This is a genomic window from Pseudomonas sp. TH32, from assembly GCF_016650855.1.
In the GTDB taxonomy this organism is placed as follows: domain Bacteria; phylum Pseudomonadota; class Gammaproteobacteria; order Pseudomonadales; family Pseudomonadaceae; genus Aquipseudomonas.
Genome location: NZ_JAEKFA010000002.1, coordinates 437,667 through 461,894, shown reverse-complemented (window position 1 = coordinate 461,894; position 24,228 = coordinate 437,667). Strand labels below are relative to the sequence as shown.

Sequence of the window (24,228 nt, the reverse complement as noted above, 5' to 3'; positions counted from 1 at the left end):
GTGTCCAATCAAAATCCGTGAAGAAAAGAGGGTAGCTCAAGGTTCGCTTTCCAGGCCAGGCTGGGCCTGCAATGGCAAGAATAAAGTGATGCAGGTGCCGCGGCCTTCAATGCCGTCGGCCACGCTGATATGCCCGCCGTGGGCACCGACCATGCCCTGGCAGATCGCCAGACCGAGCCCGGTGCCCTGCCCGCCACGATCACCTCTGGCGGCGGTGTAGAACATGTCGAAAATCTTCGCACGCTCCTCCTCGGGAATGCCCGGGCCTTCATCGGCGACGGCAAAAAACAATTGGTTTTCCAGCACGCCCGCACTGAGTTTCAGACGGCCTTGGGGCGGCGAGAAGCGTGCGGCGTTTTCCAATACGTTGACCAGCGCCTGCTCGATCAAGGCCGCATGCACGTAGAGCAGTGGCAGCTCGGGCGGTACGTCGGTGGTCACTTGCAGCGGCGCCAATACCGCGCGCAAGCGGCCCAGGGAACTGCCGACGATATCGCCGGGGGAAACCCAATCCCGCGCCAGCTTCAGGGCGCCGTGGCCCAGGCGGGTCATGTCCAGCAGGTTCTGGATGTAGCGGTCGAGGCGCTCGGCTTCATCGCGGGTGCCTTCCAGCAACTCCCGGCGATCCTCCAGGGGAATCGCCTCACCGAGGGCCAGCAGGCTGTCGATGCTGCCGCGCATAGAGGTCAGCGGCGTGCGTAAATCATGGGACACCGAGGCCAGCAAGGCACTGCGCAATTGCTCGGTTTCGCCATGCAGGCGCGCCGCTTCCAGTTCCTGGCCGAGTTGCGCACGGGCCAGGGCCTGGGCCAATGGCTGGCTCAAGGCGGTGAGCAGGCGACGGCGTTGGCCGCTCAATTCGAGACCGGCTTTCGGGCTGACACCCAGCAGACCCAACGGCCCCTCCTCGCTGGACAACGGCCACCACCACCAGCGACCAAACGGCAAGGTGCCGGTGCCCATGCCTGCCGGCTGATCATGTTGCCAGGCCCAATCGGCGGCAGCGCGCTCGGCTTCGGTGAAGGTGATCGGGCCGCCGGTCTCGACCTTCCAGTCGCCCTGGCCGTCGCGGTTAAGCAGGCACAATTGCAGGTCGCTCCAGCCTTCCAGATGGTGCGCGGCGGCACTGATCACCGCCTGGCGATCGGTGGCGGCGGTGAGCTTGCGGGACAGGTCGAGCAGCTCGGTGGTTTCTTCCTGGGTATCGCGCAACGCCTGCAACTGCCGACGCTGGCGCGCGGCGAGGTTGCCGGTGAGCGCCGCCATCAGCAGGAAGAACAACAGCGTCAGCACGTCCTCTTCACGCTGGATCGCGAAAGAGAAATTCGGCGGGATAAACAGGAAGTCGTAGCTCAGGAAGGACAACGCCGCACACGCCAGCGCCGGGCCCAGGCTGCTGCGCACCGCCACCAGGAGCACGGCGGCCAGGAACACCAGCGAGATGTTCGGCAACGGCAGCACACTGGCGACACCCCAGGCGACGGCCGCCGCGATCACGGTCGCTACCACCGCCAGCGCATAGTCAAACCACACCAGCCCACGCACATCCGGCAGGCGTGGCGTGGCCGGGATTTCGTCGCTGTCGAGGACGTTGATTTCCAGGCCCCGGGCATTACGCAGCAGGCGCGCGGCCAAGCCGCCGCCAAACAGATTACGCCGCCAGCGCGGCCGCGATTGCCCCACCAGAATCAAGCTGGCCCGCCGTTCGGCCGCATGCTGGATCAGCGTCTTCGCCACCTCCCCCGCCCGCAGCAACACCACTTCACCGCCAAGGCGCTCGGCCAGTTGCTGGGCGTTTTGCAGGCGCAGGCGCGACTGCTCGTCACGCACCCGGCCGTTATCCACGTGCACCAGGCTCCACGGCAAATGCCGACGCTGGGCCACGCGGCTGGCGTGGCGCACCAGGCGTTCGGCCTGGGCATCGCCGTCCACGCCCACCAGCAGCCGGCCGCGCACGGCGGGCGCGGCCTGGCCCAGTTGGCGGTAACCCTGGGCCAGGTCGTCGTCGACGTGGGCCGCAGCGGTTTGCATCGCCAGCTCGCGCAGGGCCATGAGGTTGGTCTGGGTGAAGAAGGCGTCGATGGCGGCGCGGGCCTGTTCCGGCACGTAGACCTTGCCGTCGCGCAAACGCTCCAGCAGTTCGCGGGATGGCAGGTCGATCAACAGCAGCTCGTCGGCTTCCTGCAGGACCCAGTCGGGCAAGGTCTCGCGCACTTGCACGCCGGTGATACCGCGTACCTGGTCGTTGAGGCTTTCCAGGTGCTGGACGTTGACCGTGGTGAATACGTTGATGCCGGCAGAGAGCAATTCCTGGATGTCTTGCCAGCGTTTTTCGTGACGGCTGCCCGGGGCGTTGCTGTGGGCCAGCTCGTCCACCAGCACCAGTTTGGGCTTGGCGGCGAGCAGGCCATCGAGGTCCATTTCCTCCAGCATCACGCCGCGGTATTCGGAGCGCAGCAGCGGCTGTTGCGGCAGGCCGCTGAGCAAGGCTTCGGTCTCGGCGCGGCCGTGGGTTTCCACTACGCCGGCGATCAGTCGCACGCCCTGGCGCATCTGAGTGTGGGCCGCCTGGAGCATGGCGTAGGTCTTGCCCACGCCGGGAGCGGCGCCGAGGAAGACTTTGAGCCGGCCGCGGCCGTCCCGTGGCAGTTCGGCTAACAGGGCATCGGCGCGGCCGGAGTCGCTCATGCGGGCAGTCTTCCTTCAGGTGTTGATGTGGATTTCTTAAGTCAGCCTTCGCGAGCAAGCCCGCTCCCACTTTCGACCGCATTCCAAAGATGAAACTCAGTCAACTGTGGGAGCGGGCTTGCCCGCGATTGGCGGCGCCACTGCTTACAACTTTTCCAAGGCCATGTTCAGCGCCAAAACGTTCACCACCGGTGGCCCCACCAGCGGGCTTTCGATGTGCTCGTCCATCAGGCGCTCCAGGGTCGCCACCGGCAGATTACGCGCGGCGGCTACCCGGGCCAGTTGATAGGCAATCGCCTGTGGTGGCAAGTGTGGATCAAGACCGCTGCCGGAGGTAGTCAGCATTGCCATGGGCACCGGCCCCTGGCCTGGCACCAGCAGCTTGTTGGCGTCGTCGAATACCCGGGTAGCCAGCGCCGGGTTGCTTGGGCCGAGGTTGCTGGCACTGCTGGAAACGGTAGCAAACGCCCCCGCAGATGGCCGTGGGTGGAACCAGCCGTCACCGGTGAAATCCTGGGCAATCAGGCTCGAACCACGCACCTTGCCGCTGGCATCGTGTACCAGGCTGCCGTTGGCCTGGTCGGGGAACGCGACTTGCGCCACACCGGTGACAACCAGGGGATAGGCCACGCCGGTGATCAGCGACATCAACACCAGCAGGCTCAGGGCCGGGCGGATCATGTTGGACATTTCAAACTCCTCAATTCGGTCATTGCAACCTGCAGGCGCCGGTGTGCCGGCACCTGCAGGCATCGGGTCAAACCAGGTGCAGCGCGGTCAGCAGCATGTCGATCGCCTTGATGCCCACGAACGGCACCACAATCCCGCCCAGGCCGTAGATCAGCAGGTTGCGACGCAGCAACGCCGCCGCACTCGCCGCCTGCACACGCACACCGCGCAGTGCCAGCGGGATCAGCACCACGATGATCAGGGCGTTGAACACGATGGCCGAGAGGATCGCGCTCTGCGGGCTTTGCAGGTGCATCACGTTGAGCACACCCAGTTGCGGGTAGATCGAGGCGAACAGCGCCGGCAGGATCGCGAAGTACTTGGCCACGTCGTTGGCGATGGAAAAGGTGGTCAGCGCGCCTCGGGTCACCAGCAATTCCTTGCCGATCTGCACCACGTCCAGCAGCTTGGTCGGGTCGCTGTCGAGGTCAACCATGTTGGCGGCTTCGCGGGCGGCCTGGGTGCCGTCGTTCATTGCCATGCCGACGTCCGCCTGGGCCAGCGCCGGGGCGTCGTTGGCACCGTCGCCGCACATCGCAACCAGGCGACCGTCGTTTTGCTCGTGACGAATGCGGGCCAGCTTTTTCTCCGGAGTGGCTTCGGCCAGCACGTCATCCACGCCGGCTTCAGCAGCGATCGCAGCAGCGGTCAGCGGGTTGTCGCCGGTCACCATCACGGTGCGGATCCCCAGCTTGCGCAGCTCGGCGAAACGCTCGCGAATACCGGGCTTGACCACGTCCTTAAGGTGAATCGCGCCAAGCAATTTGCCGTCGGCACACACCAGCAACGGGGTACCGCCGCTCTGGGCGATCTTGTCGATTTCCCGGGACAGTGCAGGTTGCAGGTCGCGGCGTTGCAGGCCAATGAAGGCCAGCAGCGAATCCACCGCGCCTTTGCGGAACACGCGGCCCTGGTAGTCGACGCCGGACAGGCGGGTTTCCGCGCTGAATGGCACGGAGGTCAACTCATCCGTCGACGGCTCGGCTTGCGGGTGCAAGCCGCGCAGGTATTCGACGATGGACTTGCCTTCGGCCGTGTCGTCCGCCAGGGACGCCAGCAGCGCGCCTTCGGCCAACTCCTTGCCGCTGACACCGGGCGCGGCGATCACGTTGGTGCAACGACGGTTACCGAAGGTGATGGTGCCGGTCTTGTCCAGCAACAGCACGTGCACGTCCCCCGCTGCTTCCACCGCGCGTCCGGATTTGGCGATCACGTTGAGGCGCACCAGGCGGTCCATACCGGCGATACCGATGGCCGACAACAGGCCGCCGATGGTGGTCGGAATCAGGGTGACCAGCAGCGCTACCAGAAACACCAGCGGCAGGTTGCCATTGGCGAAGTGGGCGAATGGCTGCAGGGTCACGACCACCAGCAGGAAGATCAGCGTCAGGCCGATCAGCAGGATGTCCAGCGCGATTTCATTGGGGGTTTTCTGGCGCTTGGCGCCTTCCACCAGGGCGATCATGCGGTCCAGGGTCGACTCGCCCGGGTTGGCGGTGATGCGGATCATCAACCAGTCCGAGACCAGGCGGGTGTTGCCGGTGACGGCCGAGCGGTCGCCGCCGGACTCACGGATCACCGGGGCGGACTCACCAGTGATTGCCGCTTCGTTGACCGCGGCAATACCTTCGATGACTTCGCCATCGCCCGGGATCATTTCCCCGGCGGCCACACGCACCACATCACCTTTGCGCAGGCTGGTGGCCGGCACGACCTTGAAGCTGCCATCGGCTTCCTTGCGGCGCGCGCTGAGGCCCTCGCTGCCGGCCTTGAGGCTGTCGGCGCGGGCCTTGCCGCGACCTTCAGCCAGGGCTTCGGCGAAGTTCGCGAACAGCACGGTGAACCACAGCCACACCGCGATTTGCACCGCGACGTAGGTCGGTACGGCCACCTCCGGCACGAAGCACAGGATCGTGGTGAGGATCGCAGTCAGCTCCACCACCAGCATCACCGGCGAGCGTTGCAGTTGGCGCGGGTCCAGCTTGACGAAGGCCTGGACCAGCGCCGGGCGCCACAGGGCCGAGATTGCGGTCTTGGCCGGCTCCTGGGTCTTCACGGGAGCCGCGTTTTTTGCAGGCAAGTTCATTTTCATATCCCCTAGGCTCTTCATTTAAAAAGCAGCCATGCTCAAATGTTCAGCGATAGGCCCAAGTGCCAGCGTCGGCAGGAAGGTCAGGCCGCCCACCAGCAAAATGGTCACGGTCAACAGGGTCACGAACAGCGGGCCGTGGGTCGGGAAGCTGTTCTGGCCAATCGGTGCGGTCTTCTTCATCGCCAGGCTGCCGGCCAACGCCAGAACCGGGAGGATGTAGCCGAAGCGGCCCAGCAACATCGACAGGCTCAACATCAGGTTGTGGAACGCAGTGTTGGCACTGAAGCCGCCGAACGCCGAACCGTTGTTGGCACTGGCCGAGGTGTAGGCGTACAGCAACTGGCTGAAACCGTGGGGGCCTGGGTTACTGATGGCACCGGCCGGGCCAGGCAGGCTGGCGGCGATGGCGCCCAGTACGAGGGTACCCACCGGCATCACCAGCAAGGTCACCACCAGCAATTGCACTTCCCGGGCCTGGAGTTTCTTGCCGAGGTATTCCGGCGTGCGGCCAATCATCAGGCCGGCAAGGAACACCGCGATCAACACGTTGAGCAACATGCCGTACATGCCGGCACCGACGCCGCCGAAGATCACTTCGCCGACCATCATGTTGACCAGCGACACCATGCCGCTCAGCGGGTTGAGGCTGTCTTGCATACCGTTGACCGAACCGTTGGACGCGGCGGTGGTAGCCACCGACCACAACACAGTGCCGGTAGTGCCGAAGCGCGCTTCTTTACCTTCCTGCGGCGCGGCCTGTTCCACCGCCGGGTTGTTCAGCGCCGGGTTGGGTTGGTACTCCGCCCACATCGCGGTTGCACCGCCGATGATGAACAAGGCCAGCATGCAACCGAGGATCGCCCGGCTCTGACGCAGGTCTTTCACGTAGTGGCCAAAGGTGAACACCAGCGCTACCGGAATCAGGATGATCGCACCCAGCTCAAACAGGTTGGCCCAGGCAGTCGGGTCCTCGAACGGATGCGCCGAGTTGACGCCGAAGAAGCCCCCGCCGTTGGTGCCCAATTGCTTGATCGCAATCTGGCTGGCGGCCGGGCCCAGTGGAATCACCTGGTCAACGCCTTGCATGGTCACGGCGTTAACGTAGTGAGCGAAGGTTTGTGGCACGCCCTGCCACACCAGGAACAACGCAAACACCAGGCACAACGGCAACAGGCCGTAGAGGGTGGCGCGGGTCATGTCGACCCAGAAGTTGCCCAGGGTCTTGGTGGATTTGCGACCGATCCCACGGCACAACGCGACCAGTACGGCGAGGCCGGTGGCGGCACTGACGAAGTTCTGCACGGTGAGGCCGACCATCTGACTGAGGTAGCTCAGGGACGCTTCACCGCTGTAGTTCTGCCAGTTGGTGTTGGTCATGAAACTGATCGCGGTGTTGAACGCCAGGGTCCATTCCTGACCCGGTAATTTCTGCGGGTTCAGCGGCAGATATTCCTGGAACACCAGGATGCCGAACAGCAGCACAAAACCGGCAAGGTTGAACGCAAGCAACGCCAGCGCGTATTTCTGCCAGCTTTGCTCCTGGTCTGCATCGACACCCGAAAGGCGATAGCAAACACGCTCAACCGGGCCGAACACCGGCGTGAGCCAGGTTCGCTGCCCTTCCATTACCTTGTAGTAGAACCGCCCCAGGGCCGGTGCCGGAATCAGCACCAAGGCAAAGAAGGCGATGATCAGCCAATAGTCATAACTGTGCATAGCCTGCTCCTAGTTCCGATCCGCGCGTAGCAGCGCAACCAGCAGATAAATGAACAGCGCCACAGCCAACAGCAGTGACACCCCGTCCAGAACGCTCATGGAAGTTTCTCCGTCGTGCGGCGACTGCCGCGTGTAGGAGGATTGTCCGCAGGAGTGGCGTAAAGGAACGAGAGCGACGGTATGGGTGGGGCGTAAAGACGGCGTAAAGAGTGGGTTTATGCGGGGTTTACAGGGGGATTTGTGAGCGTTTCCTGTAGGCCGCGCCCTTATCTGGTGCAGGCCCGGAACCCATTCAAACGCCAAACCGTTCCCTCGGCGACAGTTCGGCGCCTTTACGACACGGCACAGGTGAATGGCATGCCCGCTGCAATGCCCTGAAACATTCCAAACCGTTCAGGGAGAGCTACACGATGAACACACAACTCAAACCCACCTTGGGCACCCTGCATTTGTGGGGCATCGCCGTCGGGCTGGTGATTTCCGGCGAGTATTTCGGCTGGAGCTACGGCTGGGGCGTCGCGGGAACGCTAGGCTTCCTGGTGACCTCTTTGATGGTCGCCGCCATGTACACCTGCTTTATATTCAGTTTCACCGAACTGACCACCGCCATTCCTCACGCTGGCGGTCCGTTCGCCTACAGCCGCCGGGCATTTGGTGAGAAAGGTGGCCTGATCGCCGGGCTGGCAACGCTGATTGAGTTCGTCTTCGCCCCACCGGCCATCGCCCTCGCAATCGGTGCGTATTTGAACGTGCAGTTCCCGGCGCTGGATCCGAAACACGCCGCCGTCGGCGCCTACATCGTGTTCATGGGCCTGAATATTCTCGGCGTGAAGCTGGCGGCGACTTTCGAACTGGTGGTGTGTGTGCTCGCCGTGGCCGAACTGCTGGTGTTCATGGGTGTGGTCGCCCCCGCCTTCAGCTTCAGCAACTTCGCCCTCAACGGCTGGGCCGGCTCCGACACCTTCGGCGCACCGGCGATCGCCGGCATGTTTGCGGCCATTCCATTTGCCATCTGGTTCTTCCTCGCCATCGAAGGTGCCGCCATGGCGGCCGAAGAAGCGAAAGATCCCAAGCGCACCATTCCAAAGGCCTACATCAGCGGCATCCTCACCCTGGTGATTCTGGCCATGGGCGTGATGTTCTTTGCCGGCGGCGTCGGTGACTGGCGCACCCTGTCGAACATCAACGACCCGCTGCCCCAGGCGATGAAAACCGTGGTCGGCGACAGCTCGGGCTGGCTGCACATGCTGGTGTGGATCGGCCTGTTCGGCCTGGTGGCCAGCTTCCACGGGATCATCCTGGGCTACTCCCGCCAGTTCTTTGCCCTGGCGCGCGCAGGCTACCTGCCCTCTTTCCTGGCCAAACTGTCGCGCTTCCAGACGCCGCACCGGGCAATCATCGCCGGAGGCATCGTCGGCATCGCCGCCATCTACAGCGACGGGCTGATCAACCTGGGTGGCATGACCCTGACTGCGGCCATGATCACCATGGCGGTGTTCGGTGCGATCGTCATGTACATCATGAGCATGCTCAGCCTGTTCAAACTGCGCAAAACCGAGCCGCTGCTGGAACGTACCTTCCGCGCACCGGGCTATCCGATCGTGCCGGGGATTGCCCTGGTGCTGGCGGTGGTATGCCTGGTGGCAATGGCGTGGTTCAACGCGTTGATCGGGCTGATCTTCCTGGGCTTCATGGTGGTGGGTTTTGTGTACTTCCAACTGACCGCACAAGACCGCGCCGATGCGCCGGCAGATGCGATGTTGACTGGGCTCTGAGACCTTGCGCAGGAACGGGCCTACAATGAACTACTAAGAAAGCCCGTTACTCAAAGCAGCAACTACCGTGGGAAATTTTTCCACGGTTTGCTGCCTCAAGGAGAACCCTATGCCGTGGTATGCCTGGTTGATTTTAGTGGTCGCGATCGGCTCGATCGTCGGTGGTTTGTTGATGCTGCGAGACAGCGCCAACAAGGTTGAACTGACCGAGGAACAACGCCAACGCGTGGCCGAACGTAACGCCCAAGCGGACGCCAAGGACGCACAGGATCGCTGATCCTGAAGCGGCTCCACCCTGGAGCCGCACAATTTTGTAAACACCCGCCTATGCCCAGGCAAGCTTGGTTAATATGGCCTGATGTTTCGGAGGCCGCCCCATGCGCTATTCACAAGACCACAAAGCTCAAACCCACCAGCGCATCATCAAGGAAGCCTCTGTCCGCTTTCGCCGCGACGGCATCGGTGCGACCGGTTTGCAGCCGCTGATGAAAGCGCTGAACCTGACCCATGGCGGGTTTTACGCTCACTTCAAGTCCAAGGACGAGTTGGTGGAAAAGGCCTTACAAGAGGCCGCCGCGCAATTGGATGAACACTGTGAACAACTGTTCAGCCAGGAACGGCCATTGCACGCGTTTATTGACAGCTACCTGTCGGAATGGCACCAGACCTCCCCGCATGAAGGATGCCCGCTGACGACAATGTCGTCGGAAATGGGCTTGCGCGGGCAGCACAGCCCCACGACGGATGAGGTGCTCAATGCTCGACTCAAGCAGGTTGAAGCGGCACTTGGCAGCCCGAATGCCGGGGAACAGAGCCTGGTGCTGATGTCGACGCTGGTGGGGGCGTTGGTATTGGCGAGAAGTGTGGAGAATGCCGAGCTGGCGACACGGATACTCGATGTGGTTCGGGGAAGCTTGAAAGCAGAACTTGCTGAACAGAAGAAAGCCGGTCGATGACCGGCCTCCTCGCCTGCTTTCAGATCCTCAATTCACCTCAAGCCGGTCGCGGTTCTTTTCCAGAAGCGCCTTGCCGATGCCCTTTACTTCCAGTAACTCATCTATCGCAGTGAAGGGGCCGTTGGTTTCGCGGTAGGCGATGATGGCCTTGGCTTTGGCGGCGCCGATGCCGAAGAGGTCTCGACGCAGGGTTTCGGCGTCTGCGGAGTTGAGGCTGACCTTGGTGGCTTGGTCGACCTTGGTCAGTTGGGTGGTGATGGGGGTTGGGGTTTCGGGTTGCCGGGAGGGTGCTGCAGTGATGGCTAGCGAAATGCTGGTGAAAAAAGCAAAAACGAGGGCTGAGACATAAGCTTTACGCATTGGTGACGCTCCATGACATCGATAAGAGAAAAGCAGCTTTCCGAAGCTGCTTTTCAAACTTAGGCGATGTCCGGGGAGAGTCAAAAACGGGTGAGTTACAGGGTGTAAGTTCAGGGTTCCAGGCGGCGCTGCTGGTAGATCCAGTCGACGATTTCACCGTCCGGGGCGTAACCACTGACGGTGTCACGTAGAAGCTGGCGAACCCGTGTGTAATCGTCCTGGTCGACAGCAGCGAGCAACTCAGTGAGCTTGCCTTTGAGAACGTCCCAGGAAAGATAGTCCTCGTTGGCGCTCATGATCATTGGGTGCTGGGTAGCGACCACGTTGTCACCGATCAGCAGCTCTTCGTACAGTTTTTCACCAGGACGAAGGCCGGTGAACTCGATGGCTATGTCACCGTGGGGATTTTTGTCCGAGCGCACGCTTAGCCCGGACAGGTGAATCATTTTTTCTGCCAATTCGGCAATCCTGACGGGTTCTCCCATATCAAGAACAAAAACATCCCCCCCACATCCCATGGAGCCAGCCTGAACGACCAGTTGCGCAGCCTCAGGAATAGTCATGAAGTAGCGGGTGATTTTCGGGTGGGTCACGGTCAATGGACCGCCTGACTTAATCTGCTTGTGAAATAGCGGAATCACCGAACCCGAGGAACCGAGTACATTGCCAAAACGTACCATGGTGAAACGCGTTTTATTGACCCTTGAAATATTGGAGTTATCTCCAAAAAACACAGGGGCCAATTCGCGGCTCAATGCCTGGAGGGACATTTCAGCAAGACGCTTGGTGCTACCCATGACATTTGTCGGCCGCACCGCCTTGTCAGTGGAGATCAACACAAAGTTAGCCACTCCTGCCTGTAGGGCAGCCTGGGCAGTGTTCAATGTGCCTATCACATTATTTAGCACACCCTCAGCGATATTATGCTCAACCATAGGAACATGTTTGTAGGCAGCAGCATGATAAACAGTCTCGACGTGCCAGGTTCTTAATACGTCGGCTATTTTTTCCTGATGACGCACAGATCCCAAAATAGGCAAAAGACGAACAGATAGCGCCTCCCTGGCAACTCGATGCTCAAGTTCAGAGAGAATATTATAAAGGTTAAACTCGCTGTGCTCGAACAGAATCAGGCAAGTCGGACGCAACTCCAAAATTTGACGGCACAGTTCAGAACCAATAGAACCTCCGGCACCGGTGACCAGAACGGCCTTGCCCGTAATGCAGCGCTCTAAAAGCTCTTCCTGGGCTGGCACGGGATCTCGACCGAGTAAATCCGCGATATCAACTTCCTGGATATCATCGACTTTGACCCGTCCACTGGCCAAATCCATAAAACCCGGAACGCTTCGAACATGCAACGGATAGCCTTCCAGGAAACCCAGAATCTCCCTACGTCGACCTCTGGAAGAGGACGGCACAGCCAGCAGGACTTCCTGTGCGCCCGTGACGTCTATCATCTTTTGAATATGCCTGGAGTTATAAACCTGAAGCCCGGAAATGACCCGATTGGTTATAGTCTCATCGTCATCTATAAACGCAACCGGACGCATACTTCTTCCAATCCGCAACGCGGCAACCAATTGATTACCGGCGGCTCCAGCACCATATATCGCAACGCGCGGGAGTCCGTCGTCGCGGTTGGTAAAGGGAACATATTGAGCGGCAGAAGACCAATCACCCAGAAAAAACTGGCGCATGGCTAAACGCACGCCACCCACCATAATCAAACTCAACCACCAATAATTGAAGATAATAGATCTAGGAACGATAGTCTGATGATTGCTGTACCAATAAACAACAACACCCAATATCAGGGACGATAGACTGACTACCTTGATAATGGTGATAAGTGCGTCATTCCCAAAATATCGCATCACCGCCCGATAGAGCCCGAACCTGATAAAGAGGGGTATCGCCACAACGGGAGCACTTACGAATAACCAAAGGTGTTGAACCAATGGATTGACCATATCATCAATGCCCAAGCGCACGATAAAAGCCATCCATAACGCACACCAGATAAGCACCACATCAACGGTGACCTGGATTAACCTTTTTTGCCTGCGCGGGAGGCCTAGCAAAAATCCCCTGACCTGATCCATAGCTCCCTCAGAAATTCATATATTTTTAACCACAATCCTACAAATAATTCTATCAGGATCACTCCGCTTTAGCTTCCGCTTCACCTGCGCGAAAACGCACTACCAGAGCGATCAAGGGAAGATAGGCAATAATCAACGCAGTGGCTCCGCTCACAAGCGAATAGGCGACACAGGCCGCCAGGGGTAAAAGCCAAAAAACGTTGATTAGACACACCGTCACGGTTACCGGAACGTGCCTGCCAAAATGGCGCGATGCATATTGGTACGCATGGCTGCGATGCGCCTCATAGACAAGGGCGCCACGCAGCAGACGGCGCAACAAAGTGACCGTAGCGTCAACAACAAACACGCCCAGCAGGATGAGCCAGCACCACAGCAAGTCAGCAGATGCCCAGGCTGCCTGAAGGGAGAGCCCTCCCAGCAGAATGCCTATAAAACCACTGCCCGCATCCCCCATGAAAATTTTCGCCGAAGGGAAATTCCAGCACAAGAAACCCGCTGTCGCGCAAGCGAACAATACGTTTACCGGAATCAAGGTGGCATGTCCGGCGATCAAATAAATCACGCACATCCCTAAACAGACACTGATGGCCTCGACACCCGCCAAACCATCAATTCCGTCCATGAAGTTGTAGAGATTGAGCATCCAGACCAGATAAAGCAGCGCACCTACATAACCCACGTAGCCCAAGTCCACCTGCCACCCGAAAAACGCAATTACCGGTAGCCCGCCCGTCCACCAAAGAACGATAGCCGCAGCGATGAAATGCCCCAGTAAACGCCAGCGCGCGGCTATATGACCATGGTCATCCATAAAGCCGATAACGGCGACTATCCCACCTGAGACAAATAATGAAATGAATGCAGGGAAATCAATTTCACCCACAAGATAAAGGCTGATCAAGGAGAGCATGACGGTGACCACGACGGCCACCCCGCCGCCCCGAGGCGTTGGAACAGAATGGGAACTGCGTGCATTCGGAACGTCGATCAAGCTGCGGGACAATGCGTATTTGCGCAACATGCCCGTTAGCAGAAACGACGTCAAAAACACCAACAAAACGGCCAAATAATTCATCTCGCGTTATTCCCCAAGTAGTGTTCTGCGGTCAACTTAAGACCTTCATCGACCTTCATTCGGGGACTCCAACCCAAGAGCGTACGATTTTTTTCAATGTCGACTTGCAAGCTACCGCATAGACGTTGAGACAATGACTTTCTGTTCAGTACCGTCGCGGCAGCGACAAGCAATGCGCTCGGCACTGGTAATAACCGTGCACGACAACCCAATGCACGAGCCATTTTATTCAGCAACTGCGTAGTGGATACATCCTCTCCGTCGCTCACCAAAAACGTTTGATTGGCTGCAGCGGGATGCTCAAGGCAAACACGTATCAAATCCGTAAGGTTATACAGAGATACGAGACTTCTCTTATTGTTGATTGCTCCGAAGGGCAGGATCGCCCCCTTCTTCAACCACGTCATCATCTTGAGGAAGTTAGCTTTGACGCCTGGCCCATATACGAGAACCGGACGAATAATGACCACCTCCATCCCTGTTTCGGTTGCGATACGCTTAAGGCCCTCCTCCGCCTCCATTTTAGAAAGTCCATAGGGGTCTTCGGGGCCAGGAACGTCGTCTGCACGGTAGGGCTTGTCCCGCTGCGTAGACTCGCCATTTACCTTGATTGAGCTGATGAAAATGAAGCGTTTCACACCGCTCTGCGCTGCCTGCGTCGCAAGATTATGTGTTGCCGCCACGTTCGTAATCCTGAACTCTGCCATTGGATCGGTGGCACGTTCATCCATGACGTGCACTCGGGCGGCACAATGAACAACGACATCCACCCCTTCCAAGGCATCCCTGAAATCTGTGTCCGGCTTCAGAGCGCCACACACAAACGTTTCGCAATCGTCCAAAGGACGATCGGGCAAAGATCTGTAAATGGCCCTGGCCGTATACTTTTTATCAACGGCAAGTAACTTGAGCAGCGCACCACCTACAAAACCGCTTGCGCCAGTTACTGCAATACAAGAAGCCTGCTCAAACCCATCAGCGCTCATTCAACAGCCTTTTATAATCGTTCAACAGCAATGTGGCGCACTTGACCGAATCAAAATCAGCACGTGCCCTCGCGGTGGCGCACTCAGCCATGCGTAGGCGCGCCTGATCATCAATTAATAAACTTACCAACGCACTTCCGAGGGCTTGCGAGTTTCTTGGAGGGACCAGCAAGCCGGTGACGCCATCTACAACCGCGTCAGAAAGACCATAAATATCAGTCCCTACAGTTGGCAGCCCCATTGCGGCCGCTTCGATGACTACTGTGCCAAATCCTTCACGATAACTGGGCAGGCAAAGCAAGTCCGCGATAGCCATATATTTCTCGGGCTCATCCGAAAAGCCCACACTGTGTATACGGCTCGCTACTGTGCTATCACCGACAGATTCCACAATCGCCTGGCCGTTGTCCTCAAAGGGCCCCACCAGTACCAAGTGAAAAACCTCATTACTTGACGCGATCCTCTGGAACGCATCGACCAACTCCTGGATGCCTTTGTCCTGGGTGATTCGCCCCACAAACAGTATGACCTTATCACCATCCGAAATACTTAACTGGCTTCTCAACGAAGCGAGATCGTCTGCGGAATACCTGGCTCTGTCAAAGCGCTTGAGATCCACACCGGCCAGTGATCCACATCCAAGAACGGTCAAACTTTCCGGCTTTACAATTTTGCTTGCAACAAGAAACCGCCTCTGACTATCACTGTCGGTATAGCAATGCGTATTCAAAGCGCCAATCAGTTTATCGCAGCACTTCAACGTAAAACTTTTAATACCAGACATCGTTACCCAAGGCTGGCCAGTAAACGTATGAATTCGAACTGGCGTGCCTGCCAGGAAAGCGGCAATTGAACACAGCAGGCCCGCTTTGGGTGTGGTTGAATGAACGATATCAAACTTCCCAGACTTGAACGCCCAAAACAGCTTCACCAAGCTGACTAGATCTTTTAGCAGACTGATGTTTCTTGAAATATTTATCGGCTTAAACGCCACATTTCGCAACGTGCCCATTTTCCCTGAAAATTCGTCGTCACTCGCGACCACTGTAATTTCTGCGCCAAGCGCCTGAAGCGTTTGAATCTGAGAGCTCAATTGTGTAATCACGAAAAATGGCACCGTCGAAACACGTGCCACCTTCAATATCCTGTCAGCCAACTCTCACCCCACGGCCCGTTTCGAGATTTGTATATTTTGCCACACATGAGGCGTTTTCTGTTCAACCAATCCGTTCACGAACCGGGCGGCGAGGCGACTTGGCGCAAGCCCTGCCTAGCGCGGGAAATGATACTCGGGTGCGTGACTACCATGGCGTTCTTTCGGCAGATGTGAGCACTGCACGTGGCATGTCGCGCCACGCAGCATCCGAACGAAGCCCACACAAGGACGATGCTGAGCACCAGGCACTCATCTATGCGTGGGCGTCCACAGGGAGAGGCCCATAGGCCTCTACCAAGGATGGCTGCGGACCTTGATGAATCTAGACATCTGTGGACGTCAAATTGGTTTCAGCGAATTCCGTACCGAGCCTGGTGCGCCTCTACAGCCGACGTCAAAGATTTTCGATTCACTCCGCCGGGATGTACTCTACCGCCGAAACGATTGTGGAGTAACAGAACAAGCACCAAAGAGCGAGTTGCGCCTTATCGTTAGTAATTGAAGCTGGGATCCTCAGGGGCCCGGTAGCCAACTAATCCTTTTCTACGCCCAAATTTTAATGCTCGATTGAATTTGCTTGCGGAGATAAAGAAATTACGCGGCAACCACCGATACGCGCCCGAAGGCCCCAACGCACGGCCCTCGAAGCAAACCTTCCGCTGCGGCCGTGACACACCTCTACGATCAACTTGCGAACAGAGAAGAAATCGCTCGCATCTGTTCATACGCCGGCTCCCAGCCTTGGAAGGCTGCACCCAACCCATGGCGCTCGAGGCAATGGTAAACAGGCCGGTAGTTGTGAACAATCAGTACCGGCATTCACTTTCCGATTGCAGAGCACAAACAACCCGCTTACCCTGTCGCGCAAATTGGCTCGCTCGAAGTGACTGAGCAAGCGTATGAGCCTGTAATTTTCCTACCTTATTTTCCCGGCCAAACAGGCGAAGAAGTTGATCGCGTTATTGAGGCTGTCACTACTTACTTCTCCAAGGAGAAATAACTTTGCTGACATTGGTCATTCCCGTTTATCGCAACGAAAGCAACTTGCCAGATTTGCTCTCTGCCCTAGATGACTTGAACACCCAACTCGAAAAAAATATAGAGTTCGTGTTCGTTGTAGATGGCAGCCCGGATCGCTGTTACGAGATTCTTCGGGAACGTCTGCCATCGCAGCCTTTCCGGTCAAAGCTCATTTTGCTCTCGAGAAATTTTGGCTCGTTCATGGCAATTCGCACCGGATTGCAAAATGGCAGCGGCGATCGATTTGCAGTAATGGCCGCAGACTTACAGGAACCGCCGGAACTGGTACTCGAAATGAACCGGGTGCTTTTACAGCAAGACACTGACGTTGTCGTCGGAGTTCGAGAGGGCCGGCAAGATCCATGGGCCAGCCGCATGGCATCCAAGATTTTTGGGGCCTCTACCGTCGTTATGTCATTCCAGAAATTCCTCCGGGCGGCGTTGATATGTTCGCCTGTAACCGGGCATTCCGGGATACGCTACTGACACTGGATGAGCGACATAGCTCTCTGATTGCTCAGATCTTCTGGCTTGGGTATCGCAGAGAAGTCGTCACCTACTCTCGCCAGGAGAGAGTCCACGGCAAGTCAGCATGGACCCTTCGCAGGAAAGTCAATTACCTGATGGACAGTGTGTTCTCCTTCACGGATCTGCCCATCAGGCTGCTTACCCGGGTCGGTGCTTTCGGCTCGGTCATTGCGGCCGTTTTTGCCGTCATCACTCTCGTTGCGAAGTTGCACGGCATGATTCAAGTACCGGGCTACGCGATGATTATGCTAACCATCACCTTCCTGGGCTGCCTGAATCTCCTGGGACTCGGTATCGTTGGCTCCTACGCATGGCGTACTTACGAAAATACAAAAAATCGGCCGTTAGCGATCCCAATGCGAATTGAAGGTTATGGAGGTATTAATGAGCAACACTAAGAACTTTTTCGTACACAGCCACGCGCTTTGTGAGTCTGAGAATATCGGTAAAGGCTCACGCATCTGGGCCTTCGCACACGTCCTTCCAGGCGCCAGCTTGGGCAGCGAATGCAATGTATGCGACAACGTTTTCATCGAAAATGATGTGATTATTGGTGATCGGGTAACGTTGAAGTGTGGTGTGCAAGTCTGGGACGGCATCACGATTGAGGACGATGTTTTTATCGGGCCGAATGCAACCTTCACAAATGACCTTTTTCCACGTAGCAAGGTTTACCCACAAACGTTTGCTCGTACGATCATTCGAACGGGTGCATCGCTTGGTGCCAACTGCACCATTTTGCCAGGCCTGACCATCGGGACTAACGCCATGGTAGGTGCAGGCGCAGTCGTGACAAGGTCTATTCCGCCCAATGCAATCGTTGTCGGTAACCCTGCGAAAATTATAGGTTATGTAGACGCAAAACCGGTTAATACAACGCAGGATGTTTCCGCGCATACGGACGCGACGCCACATACAGCTGAAACCTCTGTCAGAGGTGTAACATTACACACGATGACGGAAGTCGCTGATATTCGCGGCAGCCTTTCTGTTGGGGAATTTGAACGCACAGTACCTTTCAAGTCAGAACGTTACTTCTTGGTCTATGATGTTCCCACCGCAGAAACGCGGGGTGAGCACGCTCATCGCGTTTGTCACCAGTTCCTGGTCGCCGTAAAGGGCTCAATCCATGTAGTTGCCGACGACGGTCGAAACCGAGAGGAGTTCGTGCTGGACAAGCCAAACAAGGGGATTTATCTGCCGCCTATGACGTGGGGTATCCAATACCGTTATTCCCATGATGCTGTACTCATGGTATTTGCTTCGCACTACTATGACTCAGCTGATTACATTCGAAACTACGATGAATTTAAGGCGTTAATCTCAGACGCTGGATGACTCAGATGATCAAGCACGCCGCCACTAAACTTTTCAAGAAAGACTTCTCGAGATTCCTGTTGTCCGGCGGTTTCAATACCATCGTGACATACGGAGTCTATTTGTTGCTATTGAATTACTTTTCTTACAATACAAGTTATACAATGGCTTATATTGGCGGAATAATGCTTGCTTACGCACTGAATCGCTTTTTTGTCTTTGGAAGTCATAGGGGTATCAAATCCATAGTGTTACTCCCCTTGGTTTATCTAGCCCAATATCTCGTCAGCCTGATAGTTCTTTGGGTATGGGTCGAAAAGCTGCACCTTGATGAGCGTGCTGCTCCCTTGCTGGCGATTGCTATTACAGTGCCGATGACCTTTATACTTACTAAGTTTTTGTTTTCAGAACACCGCGCACGCAGGGATCCAGGCTAGTCAATCGTAGATAGCTGGTATTAACGCTCTTGGGCCGTCGCCCACAAAAAAGCCTGCGAGAGCAGGCTTTTTTGTGCTGGTTTAAAATTAGCTTTGTGACTTACCCACTATCTTATCTTTGGATACTCCCAAACCAAGATAAACAGCCGCCACCCCAACCAGTGCTATCAGGCCGAACTTATATACATCAACGGACATCCAAGGCCCTTGCCGCCCAAAATAGTATTGCCATTCAGAACTCTGAAATCCCAATTCATTTTGTACTGCAGTTGCAATGTTGGCTTGAATGCCGAACATGGTAAACAGTGACGCAATTGATGCCAGGACCAGGAACACTTGCTGGCGCCTGGTGTTTTCAGTCAACGCGTAAATAACTACGCATGCCGGAAGAACCCCGATCCACTGACGGCTTTCTGATCCAAAACACAGGAATGGAAGAAAAGAGATGACAATAAAAAGCAAACCGACCGGCATATTCGTGTCCCCACGGAAGCACCAGCGTATGCACTGAGCAGCGACAAGTGGAACAACGAGACCAAAATACAGGAAATGTGAAACCCACGGTTTAAAAGGGGCACCAACAGCCTGCAACATCAAATTCTTTATTAAGGGAGGACCTTTAAATCCTGCCGAAAAATTGATGACCAGCTTCATTGCCAGATAACTAGCAGCTATGGTACAGATACAAAGCACAAGACCGCGTATGCTAAGTGACCGATGAAGTTTAGGGCTGCATAAAAAGCTTGCGCCAGCCCAAGCAAGGATGACGATAGTCAACGCCTGAATCGCAATCGAAAAAGGAACGAGAGATGCAATACCAGTACTTCCTCCACTGGCCATGTAGGTTGCCACTTTTACGATTGTGATTTTCCTCATCCAATAGCAGTAGAGCAGCAACCCAATCACGGAAAAAAAAGCGAAAAGCCTGATTTTAAATCGATCTTTAATGTCGATTTCTTGGATTTTTTTGTCTCGCTCATAAGGAAAAGCAATCAACCCCAGCGGTACTAAAAACAGCCCAGGGAACAGCCATACAAACCAACCACACAACATGTAAAGACACACACTTTTTTGCTTAACCCAACACCACATGGCCATACAGCAAAGAGGGAGTGCCAAGTTATCACTGAGTACCGGATAGAAAACAGGCATCACTAAACCGGCCCAACTGAACATTAACAGTGCCACTGAAAAGCCAGCCTTGCGAGAATCTACACCAAGCGCTCTCAAGCAACTAAAGAGACTTCCAACACCCACTGCCATCATACCGATATTAAATACCAGCTGAACAAGCACCAACGTTGCTGTCCCTGCTCCACCCCAAACGAATGGAATCAGTTGGAGAAAACCTGAAAGTCTTACTGAGCGATAGGGATCACCCACTATAGGCTCGCCAGCTGCTAGTAACTTTACATAACCCAGATAATCATTTCCATCCCAGCCTGATCCGTTATTCAGGGGTATAAAACCAATCCATATGTATGCAAGAAGCATCAACATAAAGACTGCTATAGCGACATGCCTTCCCGATAGGGTATCAGCGTCACGTGCAAAAATTTTCAAAACTAATCCTTCCTTCTTCACGATAGGTTCAGCCACCCGAGCTTAATTAAGCTTATGTGGTAGCCGCGATCCAGTGCGACCTGAAACTTAGCGGCATCACCATCTAAATAGTAGATGCAATATTCCTTGATAAAATCTTGGTTCCGAGTAGCTATGGAAATTAACCAAAAGCTTGCGAAGTAGGTGTATCGCTTCCGTCTTTCGGACTGATGCAAGATTTCTGAATCGAACACAACTCAAAACGCACTGCACTCGGTCATATAGAGGATGATCCCGATGCTGCTCAGCAACCATCAGTAGGCCATTATGCACAAGATCAAGTTGCTTCATCGTGTTACCTGGGTGCATGCGATATTTTGCCAGTACGAGAGGAAGGACCTCTACAAACTTATTATTCCCCTTAGTCAATCGCGTCCACATATCCCAGTCTTCTATCTTCACATCCGGGTTGTAACCACCCGCATCCAAAATGGCTTGCAGCACCACCATGCTCGCGGGCGCAGGCAATTCAGCCCTGAGTAGAAACACCTCATCAAACTGGTACTTCCCCCCCCTTTTTCGAACCCCTCTTTCAACGCCATCATCGTCAATAAGCGACACCGAGCCAAATGACGCTACACAATCGGGATTCCCCAGCATGTGCTCTACTAATACAGCAGTCTTATCTGGATAAAGAATATCATCAGACGCCAGCGCGGAAAAATAAGTACCCGAAGCCCACTGAAGTGCATCATTTAAAGTTGCTGACAATCCTTTATTTGGCCGCGACACAAACTTAAAACGAGTGAATCGTGCCTCACATTGCTCTAGAAATCTGCTCACGACTTCAGCCGATCCATCTGTCGAACCGTCGTCTATAATGATCAGTTCTATATTTTTATACGTTTGCGCAACAATGCTCTTTATGCTCGCCTCAACAAAGCCCTCATGATTATATACGGGCACACACATAGTGACTAATGGACCGGGCGGGCAATCTTTACTATCCAAAACTCATCCCCTGTCAGGAAAACGCCGAAAAACAGCAGACCGACCTATAAAAATATTACCAAACCAGTAACGCAACACACAACCCAACCAAAACATCTAAAATATGCTCATGGACACAGACATCAATTATGTATACATACTTTCAGACGCATCACTCATGCAAGAATCCCTTTTTTCTTCAGAATTACAAACATGGAAAACAGGTATAAACCGTAGGCGATTGCATGCGCAACTACAGCACTTGTTAGACCAAGAGCAGAAAGCGATATCACCAACACATAAAATATCAGGGCAAATGAAATCTCTGAAACTATGAAAATCTTCCAGTATGCCTTCGCGGCCAACACGTAACCTAAAATCCAACTGGCAATTTTCAAGACATCACCAACGATCTGCCAACCGAATAACTCGCGCATCGGCAAAAAATCAGATGTAAAAAGCACTGAAATAATAAAGTCACGTAGCGCGTACATGATCACACCACATACCACGGCCACCGGAAAAATGATCTTGTAGACTTGCAATATCTCCGACCTTACGGATTTTGCGTCCTTTAACTCTGACAACCTTGGCAAATAGTAGACACTTAACGTCGTTGTTACCAACATAAGGTTGGCCGTACTTAAACGCCACATAGCCTCCCAGTACCCCGCCGCCTCCCACCCAAAGGTTGCCCCCAAATGATTTCGCACAAGGATATGGCTCAACGGCATACACAACGCTGACGAAAGCGCCATAAGTGTAAACTTAGATAAATTGACAGCCGTACCTCTGTCTAACTTACCAACAACATAGGACAGTTTGAACCAGTGAGTCTTAAAGCATATGAACAATGTTATGAAAAAGCTAAGCGATTGGTAGACAGCTAAGGCAACCAATGCTCCAAGCAAGCCATAGGACATTGACATCACTGTTGTGACTAAAATCGCGAACAGGCTACCCGCAATACTCGCTAATACGTATTTCCCTATCTCTTTTTTCCCATTCAATATCGCCAACATAAGAGTATTGAATGTAAAAAACACCAATGTCGCGCCGAACCAGATAAAGACACTGCTAAAATTTTCATCCTTCAAAAACAATGTCGCCAACGCCTTACTAAAAACAACAATCAAAATCGAAAAAAACAGTGATCCTGATAGAGCTATTGTTCCTGCCGTTCGCCAGACTCGATGCTGCGCAGCCACATCATCCTTAAACTCAGCTGTGTATTTGGTAACCCCTGTATTGACAGCACCACTGGCAAAGGTAGTGATCATCTGGACTGCATTTTGAAACTGGCCAATAGCGGCGTATCCACCCGGACCGACATAAACAGCGAGGACCTTATTGATACCCAATAGCGTAAGCATTTTTATGAATACAGCAATTGCATTCAACAGGCTCGTCCGTATAAAAGTCATGCCCGATCAGCCATTCCCTGAAAAACTATTACAAGCATCAACAACGCGCCGTGCATCATCCAAACTCAAGGAAGGCCCCATTGGAAGACTCAACACGCGACGGTGCATTTGCTCTGAAACGGGAAAAGAATGTTCGCGCCACTCGGAATACGCGGGTTGCTGATGCGGGGGAATGGGATAGTGAATAAGTGTTTGTACACCGCACGCGGTCAGGTGGTCCTTGAGCGCTTCGCGCTGATCGCAACTGACGACGAAAAGATGCCAAACGTGACTTTCAGACTCGCAGCCACCCCCGGTCACTGCGGTAGGCAGCTTAATATTTGGGTTTTTAATACCCTCCAAATAAAGCGCGGCAATTTCTCGCCTATGCTCGGTTTGCACATCCAAATATTTAAGCTTGACACTCAACATCGCAGCTTGAATCTCATCCAGCCGACTATTAACACCTTGATACAGGTTTTTATATTTCTCTTGAGAGCCGTAGTTGCGTAACGCCCTAAGCGTATCGGCCAGTTCTAAATCATCAGTAGTGATTGCACCAGCGTCCCCTAGAGCCCCCAGGTTCTTCCCAGGGTAAAAACTAAATCCTGACGCATCACCCCAACTGCCGGCTTTTCTACCACCAATACTTGCACCGTGCGATTGTGCGGAATCTTCTAAAACAAGCAAATCATGCTCAGCCGCCACTTTCAGCAACGCTGGCATATCAGCAAGCTGGCCATATAAATGGACCGGTAAGATCACACGTGTTCTTGGAGTAATCGCTTTTCTGACATTGGATGGACACAAGTTAAACGTATCCGCATCTGGCTCAACTAAAATGGGAGTTAGACGATTTTCTGTAATGGCCAGTATGCTTGCAATGTAGGTATTGGACGGAACGATGACTTCATCACCCTCCTGGATTTTGCCCATGACTTTCCAGGCACGCAATGTCAAGATCAATGCATCGAGGCCATTCGCGACGCCAACACAATACTGAGAACCACAAAACTCAGCATATTCCGCCTCAAATTTTGCCAGTTCACGACCACCAATGTACCAGCCCGAATCAATTACTCGTGCGCAGGCTGCTACCAACTCATCCCGGAACGCAGCATTAACCGATTTCAAATCCAAAAAATCTATCATTTTTCCATGTACCCAATTATTTACGGAGTTGCTTAACACTACTGCGCACTCGGGAATATCCTTGGTCGCAGTCGTATCAACGCCAACCATTGCGCAATGCCCTTTCACTGCCCCGGGCATCATCGGAACGGTGGCATTTGGACGAACAAACCCGTCATCCACGATTGCTCCATCCATTGCCTGGGAACACCCCCGGAT

The 24,228-nt window shown here is 55.0% G+C and carries 20 protein-coding genes and 1 pseudogene; 7 read left to right on the top strand and 14 right to left on the bottom strand.

Annotation, left to right across the window (positions count from 1 at the left end):
- Positions 1-36: 36 nt before the first annotated feature.
- The 5 genes from JFV30_RS05755 to kdpF all read right to left on the bottom strand — a co-directional run bounded on the left by JFV30_RS05755 (position 37) and on the right by kdpF (position 7,324).
- Positions 37-2,688, bottom strand: coding sequence for a sensor histidine kinase (locus tag JFV30_RS05755; protein WP_201122428.1), 2,652 nt, complete (start codon positions 2,686-2,688; stop codon positions 37-39).
- A gap of 144 nt (positions 2,689-2,832) precedes the next feature.
- Positions 2,833-3,378, bottom strand: a complete 546-nt coding sequence (gene kdpC, locus JFV30_RS05750) for a potassium-transporting ATPase subunit KdpC (RefSeq protein WP_010176199.1) — start codon at positions 3,376-3,378, stop codon at positions 2,833-2,835.
- Between the two features lie 67 nt (positions 3,379-3,445).
- Positions 3,446-5,503 carry a potassium-transporting ATPase subunit KdpB gene (kdpB, locus tag JFV30_RS05745; protein ID WP_201122426.1) on the bottom strand — a complete coding sequence of 686 codons (2,058 nt, stop codon included), beginning with the start codon at positions 5,501-5,503 and terminating at the stop codon, positions 3,446-3,448.
- A 24-nt stretch (positions 5,504-5,527) separates the two neighbouring features.
- Complete coding sequence (gene kdpA / locus JFV30_RS05740; protein ID WP_201122424.1) at positions 5,528-7,225, bottom strand: potassium-transporting ATPase subunit KdpA; 1,698 nt, start codon at positions 7,223-7,225, stop codon at positions 5,528-5,530.
- A gap of 9 nt (positions 7,226-7,234) precedes the next feature.
- Positions 7,235-7,324: a K(+)-transporting ATPase subunit F gene (gene kdpF, locus JFV30_RS05735; RefSeq protein WP_003218754.1), complete on the bottom strand. Its 90-nt coding sequence runs from the start codon at positions 7,322-7,324 to the stop codon at positions 7,235-7,237.
- A 311-nt stretch (positions 7,325-7,635) separates the two neighbouring features.
- Between kdpF and eat the strand changes: the two genes are divergently transcribed.
- The 3 genes from eat to JFV30_RS05720 all read left to right on the top strand — a co-directional run bounded on the left by eat (position 7,636) and on the right by JFV30_RS05720 (position 9,956).
- Positions 7,636-9,000, top strand: a complete 1,365-nt coding sequence (eat, locus tag JFV30_RS05730; protein WP_003218757.1) for an ethanolamine permease — start codon at positions 7,636-7,638, stop codon at positions 8,998-9,000.
- A gap of 109 nt (positions 9,001-9,109) precedes the next feature.
- Positions 9,110-9,277 carry a DUF2897 family protein gene (locus JFV30_RS05725; RefSeq protein ID WP_010176203.1) on the top strand — a complete coding sequence of 56 codons (168 nt, stop codon included), beginning with the start codon at positions 9,110-9,112 and terminating at the stop codon, positions 9,275-9,277.
- Positions 9,278-9,377: 100 nt separating this feature from the next.
- Complete coding sequence (locus JFV30_RS05720; protein ID WP_201122421.1) at positions 9,378-9,956, top strand: TetR/AcrR family transcriptional regulator; 579 nt, start codon at positions 9,378-9,380, stop codon at positions 9,954-9,956.
- Between the two features lie 27 nt (positions 9,957-9,983).
- Here JFV30_RS05720 and JFV30_RS05715 read toward each other — a convergent pair whose 3' ends face one another.
- The 5 genes from JFV30_RS05715 to JFV30_RS05695 all read right to left on the bottom strand — a co-directional run bounded on the left by JFV30_RS05715 (position 9,984) and on the right by JFV30_RS05695 (position 15,620).
- Entirely contained in the window at positions 9,984-10,316 is a 333-nt protein-coding gene (locus JFV30_RS05715; protein WP_201122419.1) for a ComEA family DNA-binding protein, read from the bottom strand.
- A 110-nt stretch (positions 10,317-10,426) separates the two neighbouring features.
- Complete coding sequence (locus JFV30_RS05710) at positions 10,427-12,421, bottom strand: polysaccharide biosynthesis protein (protein ID WP_201122417.1); 1,995 nt, start codon at positions 12,419-12,421, stop codon at positions 10,427-10,429.
- Positions 12,422-12,479: 58 nt separating this feature from the next.
- Positions 12,480-13,499, bottom strand: coding sequence for an MraY family glycosyltransferase (locus JFV30_RS05705; RefSeq protein WP_201122415.1), 1,020 nt, complete (start codon positions 13,497-13,499; stop codon positions 12,480-12,482).
- Complete coding sequence (locus JFV30_RS05700) at positions 13,496-14,485, bottom strand: UDP-glucose 4-epimerase family protein (RefSeq protein WP_201122413.1); 990 nt, start codon at positions 14,483-14,485, stop codon at positions 13,496-13,498. Before JFV30_RS05700 ends, JFV30_RS05705 begins: the two co-directional genes overlap by 4 nt.
- Positions 14,475-15,620 (bottom strand): glycosyltransferase family 4 protein, encoded by a 1,146-nt coding sequence (locus JFV30_RS05695; protein ID WP_342215052.1) that lies wholly within the window; start codon positions 15,618-15,620, stop codon positions 14,475-14,477. Before JFV30_RS05695 ends, JFV30_RS05700 begins: the two co-directional genes overlap by 11 nt.
- Positions 15,621-16,446: 826 nt before the next feature.
- On the opposite strand from JFV30_RS05695, the gene JFV30_RS05690 reads away from it, so the two are divergent.
- From JFV30_RS05690 to JFV30_RS05675, 4 genes and pseudogenes are all read left to right on the top strand, one after another.
- Positions 16,447-16,641, top strand: coding sequence for a DegT/DnrJ/EryC1/StrS family aminotransferase (locus tag JFV30_RS05690; protein ID WP_201126128.1), 195 nt, complete (start codon positions 16,447-16,449; stop codon positions 16,639-16,641).
- A pseudogene (locus JFV30_RS05685) lies at positions 16,638-17,587 on the top strand (glycosyltransferase family 2 protein). The gene JFV30_RS05690 and the pseudogene JFV30_RS05685 overlap by 4 nt, the downstream one beginning before the upstream one ends.
- Positions 17,574-18,527 (top strand): WxcM-like domain-containing protein, encoded by a 954-nt coding sequence (locus tag JFV30_RS33410; protein ID WP_201122409.1) that lies wholly within the window; start codon positions 17,574-17,576, stop codon positions 18,525-18,527. Before JFV30_RS05685 ends, JFV30_RS33410 begins: the two are co-directional and overlap by 14 nt.
- A 5-nt stretch (positions 18,528-18,532) precedes the next feature.
- Positions 18,533-18,943: a GtrA family protein gene (locus JFV30_RS05675; protein ID WP_201122407.1), complete on the top strand. Its 411-nt coding sequence runs from the start codon at positions 18,533-18,535 to the stop codon at positions 18,941-18,943.
- A gap of 87 nt (positions 18,944-19,030) precedes the next feature.
- Here the strand turns inward: JFV30_RS05675 and JFV30_RS05670 are convergent, their stop codons facing one another.
- From JFV30_RS05670 to JFV30_RS05655, 4 genes are all read right to left on the bottom strand, one after another.
- Positions 19,031-20,527 carry a hypothetical protein gene (locus JFV30_RS05670; RefSeq protein ID WP_201122405.1) on the bottom strand — a complete coding sequence of 499 codons (1,497 nt, stop codon included), beginning with the start codon at positions 20,525-20,527 and terminating at the stop codon, positions 19,031-19,033.
- Between the two features lie 75 nt (positions 20,528-20,602).
- Positions 20,603-21,496 (bottom strand): glycosyltransferase, encoded by an 894-nt coding sequence (locus tag JFV30_RS05665; RefSeq protein WP_201122403.1) that lies wholly within the window; start codon positions 21,494-21,496, stop codon positions 20,603-20,605.
- A gap of 155 nt (positions 21,497-21,651) precedes the next feature.
- On the bottom strand, positions 21,652-22,875 hold the full coding sequence (locus tag JFV30_RS05660; protein WP_242487027.1) for an O-antigen translocase: 1,224 nt from the start codon (positions 22,873-22,875) through the stop codon (positions 21,652-21,654).
- Positions 22,876-22,905: 30 nt separating this feature from the next.
- Positions 22,906-24,030, bottom strand: coding sequence for a DegT/DnrJ/EryC1/StrS family aminotransferase (locus JFV30_RS05655; protein WP_201126127.1), 1,125 nt, complete (start codon positions 24,028-24,030; stop codon positions 22,906-22,908).
- Positions 24,031-24,228 lie beyond the last annotated feature (198 nt).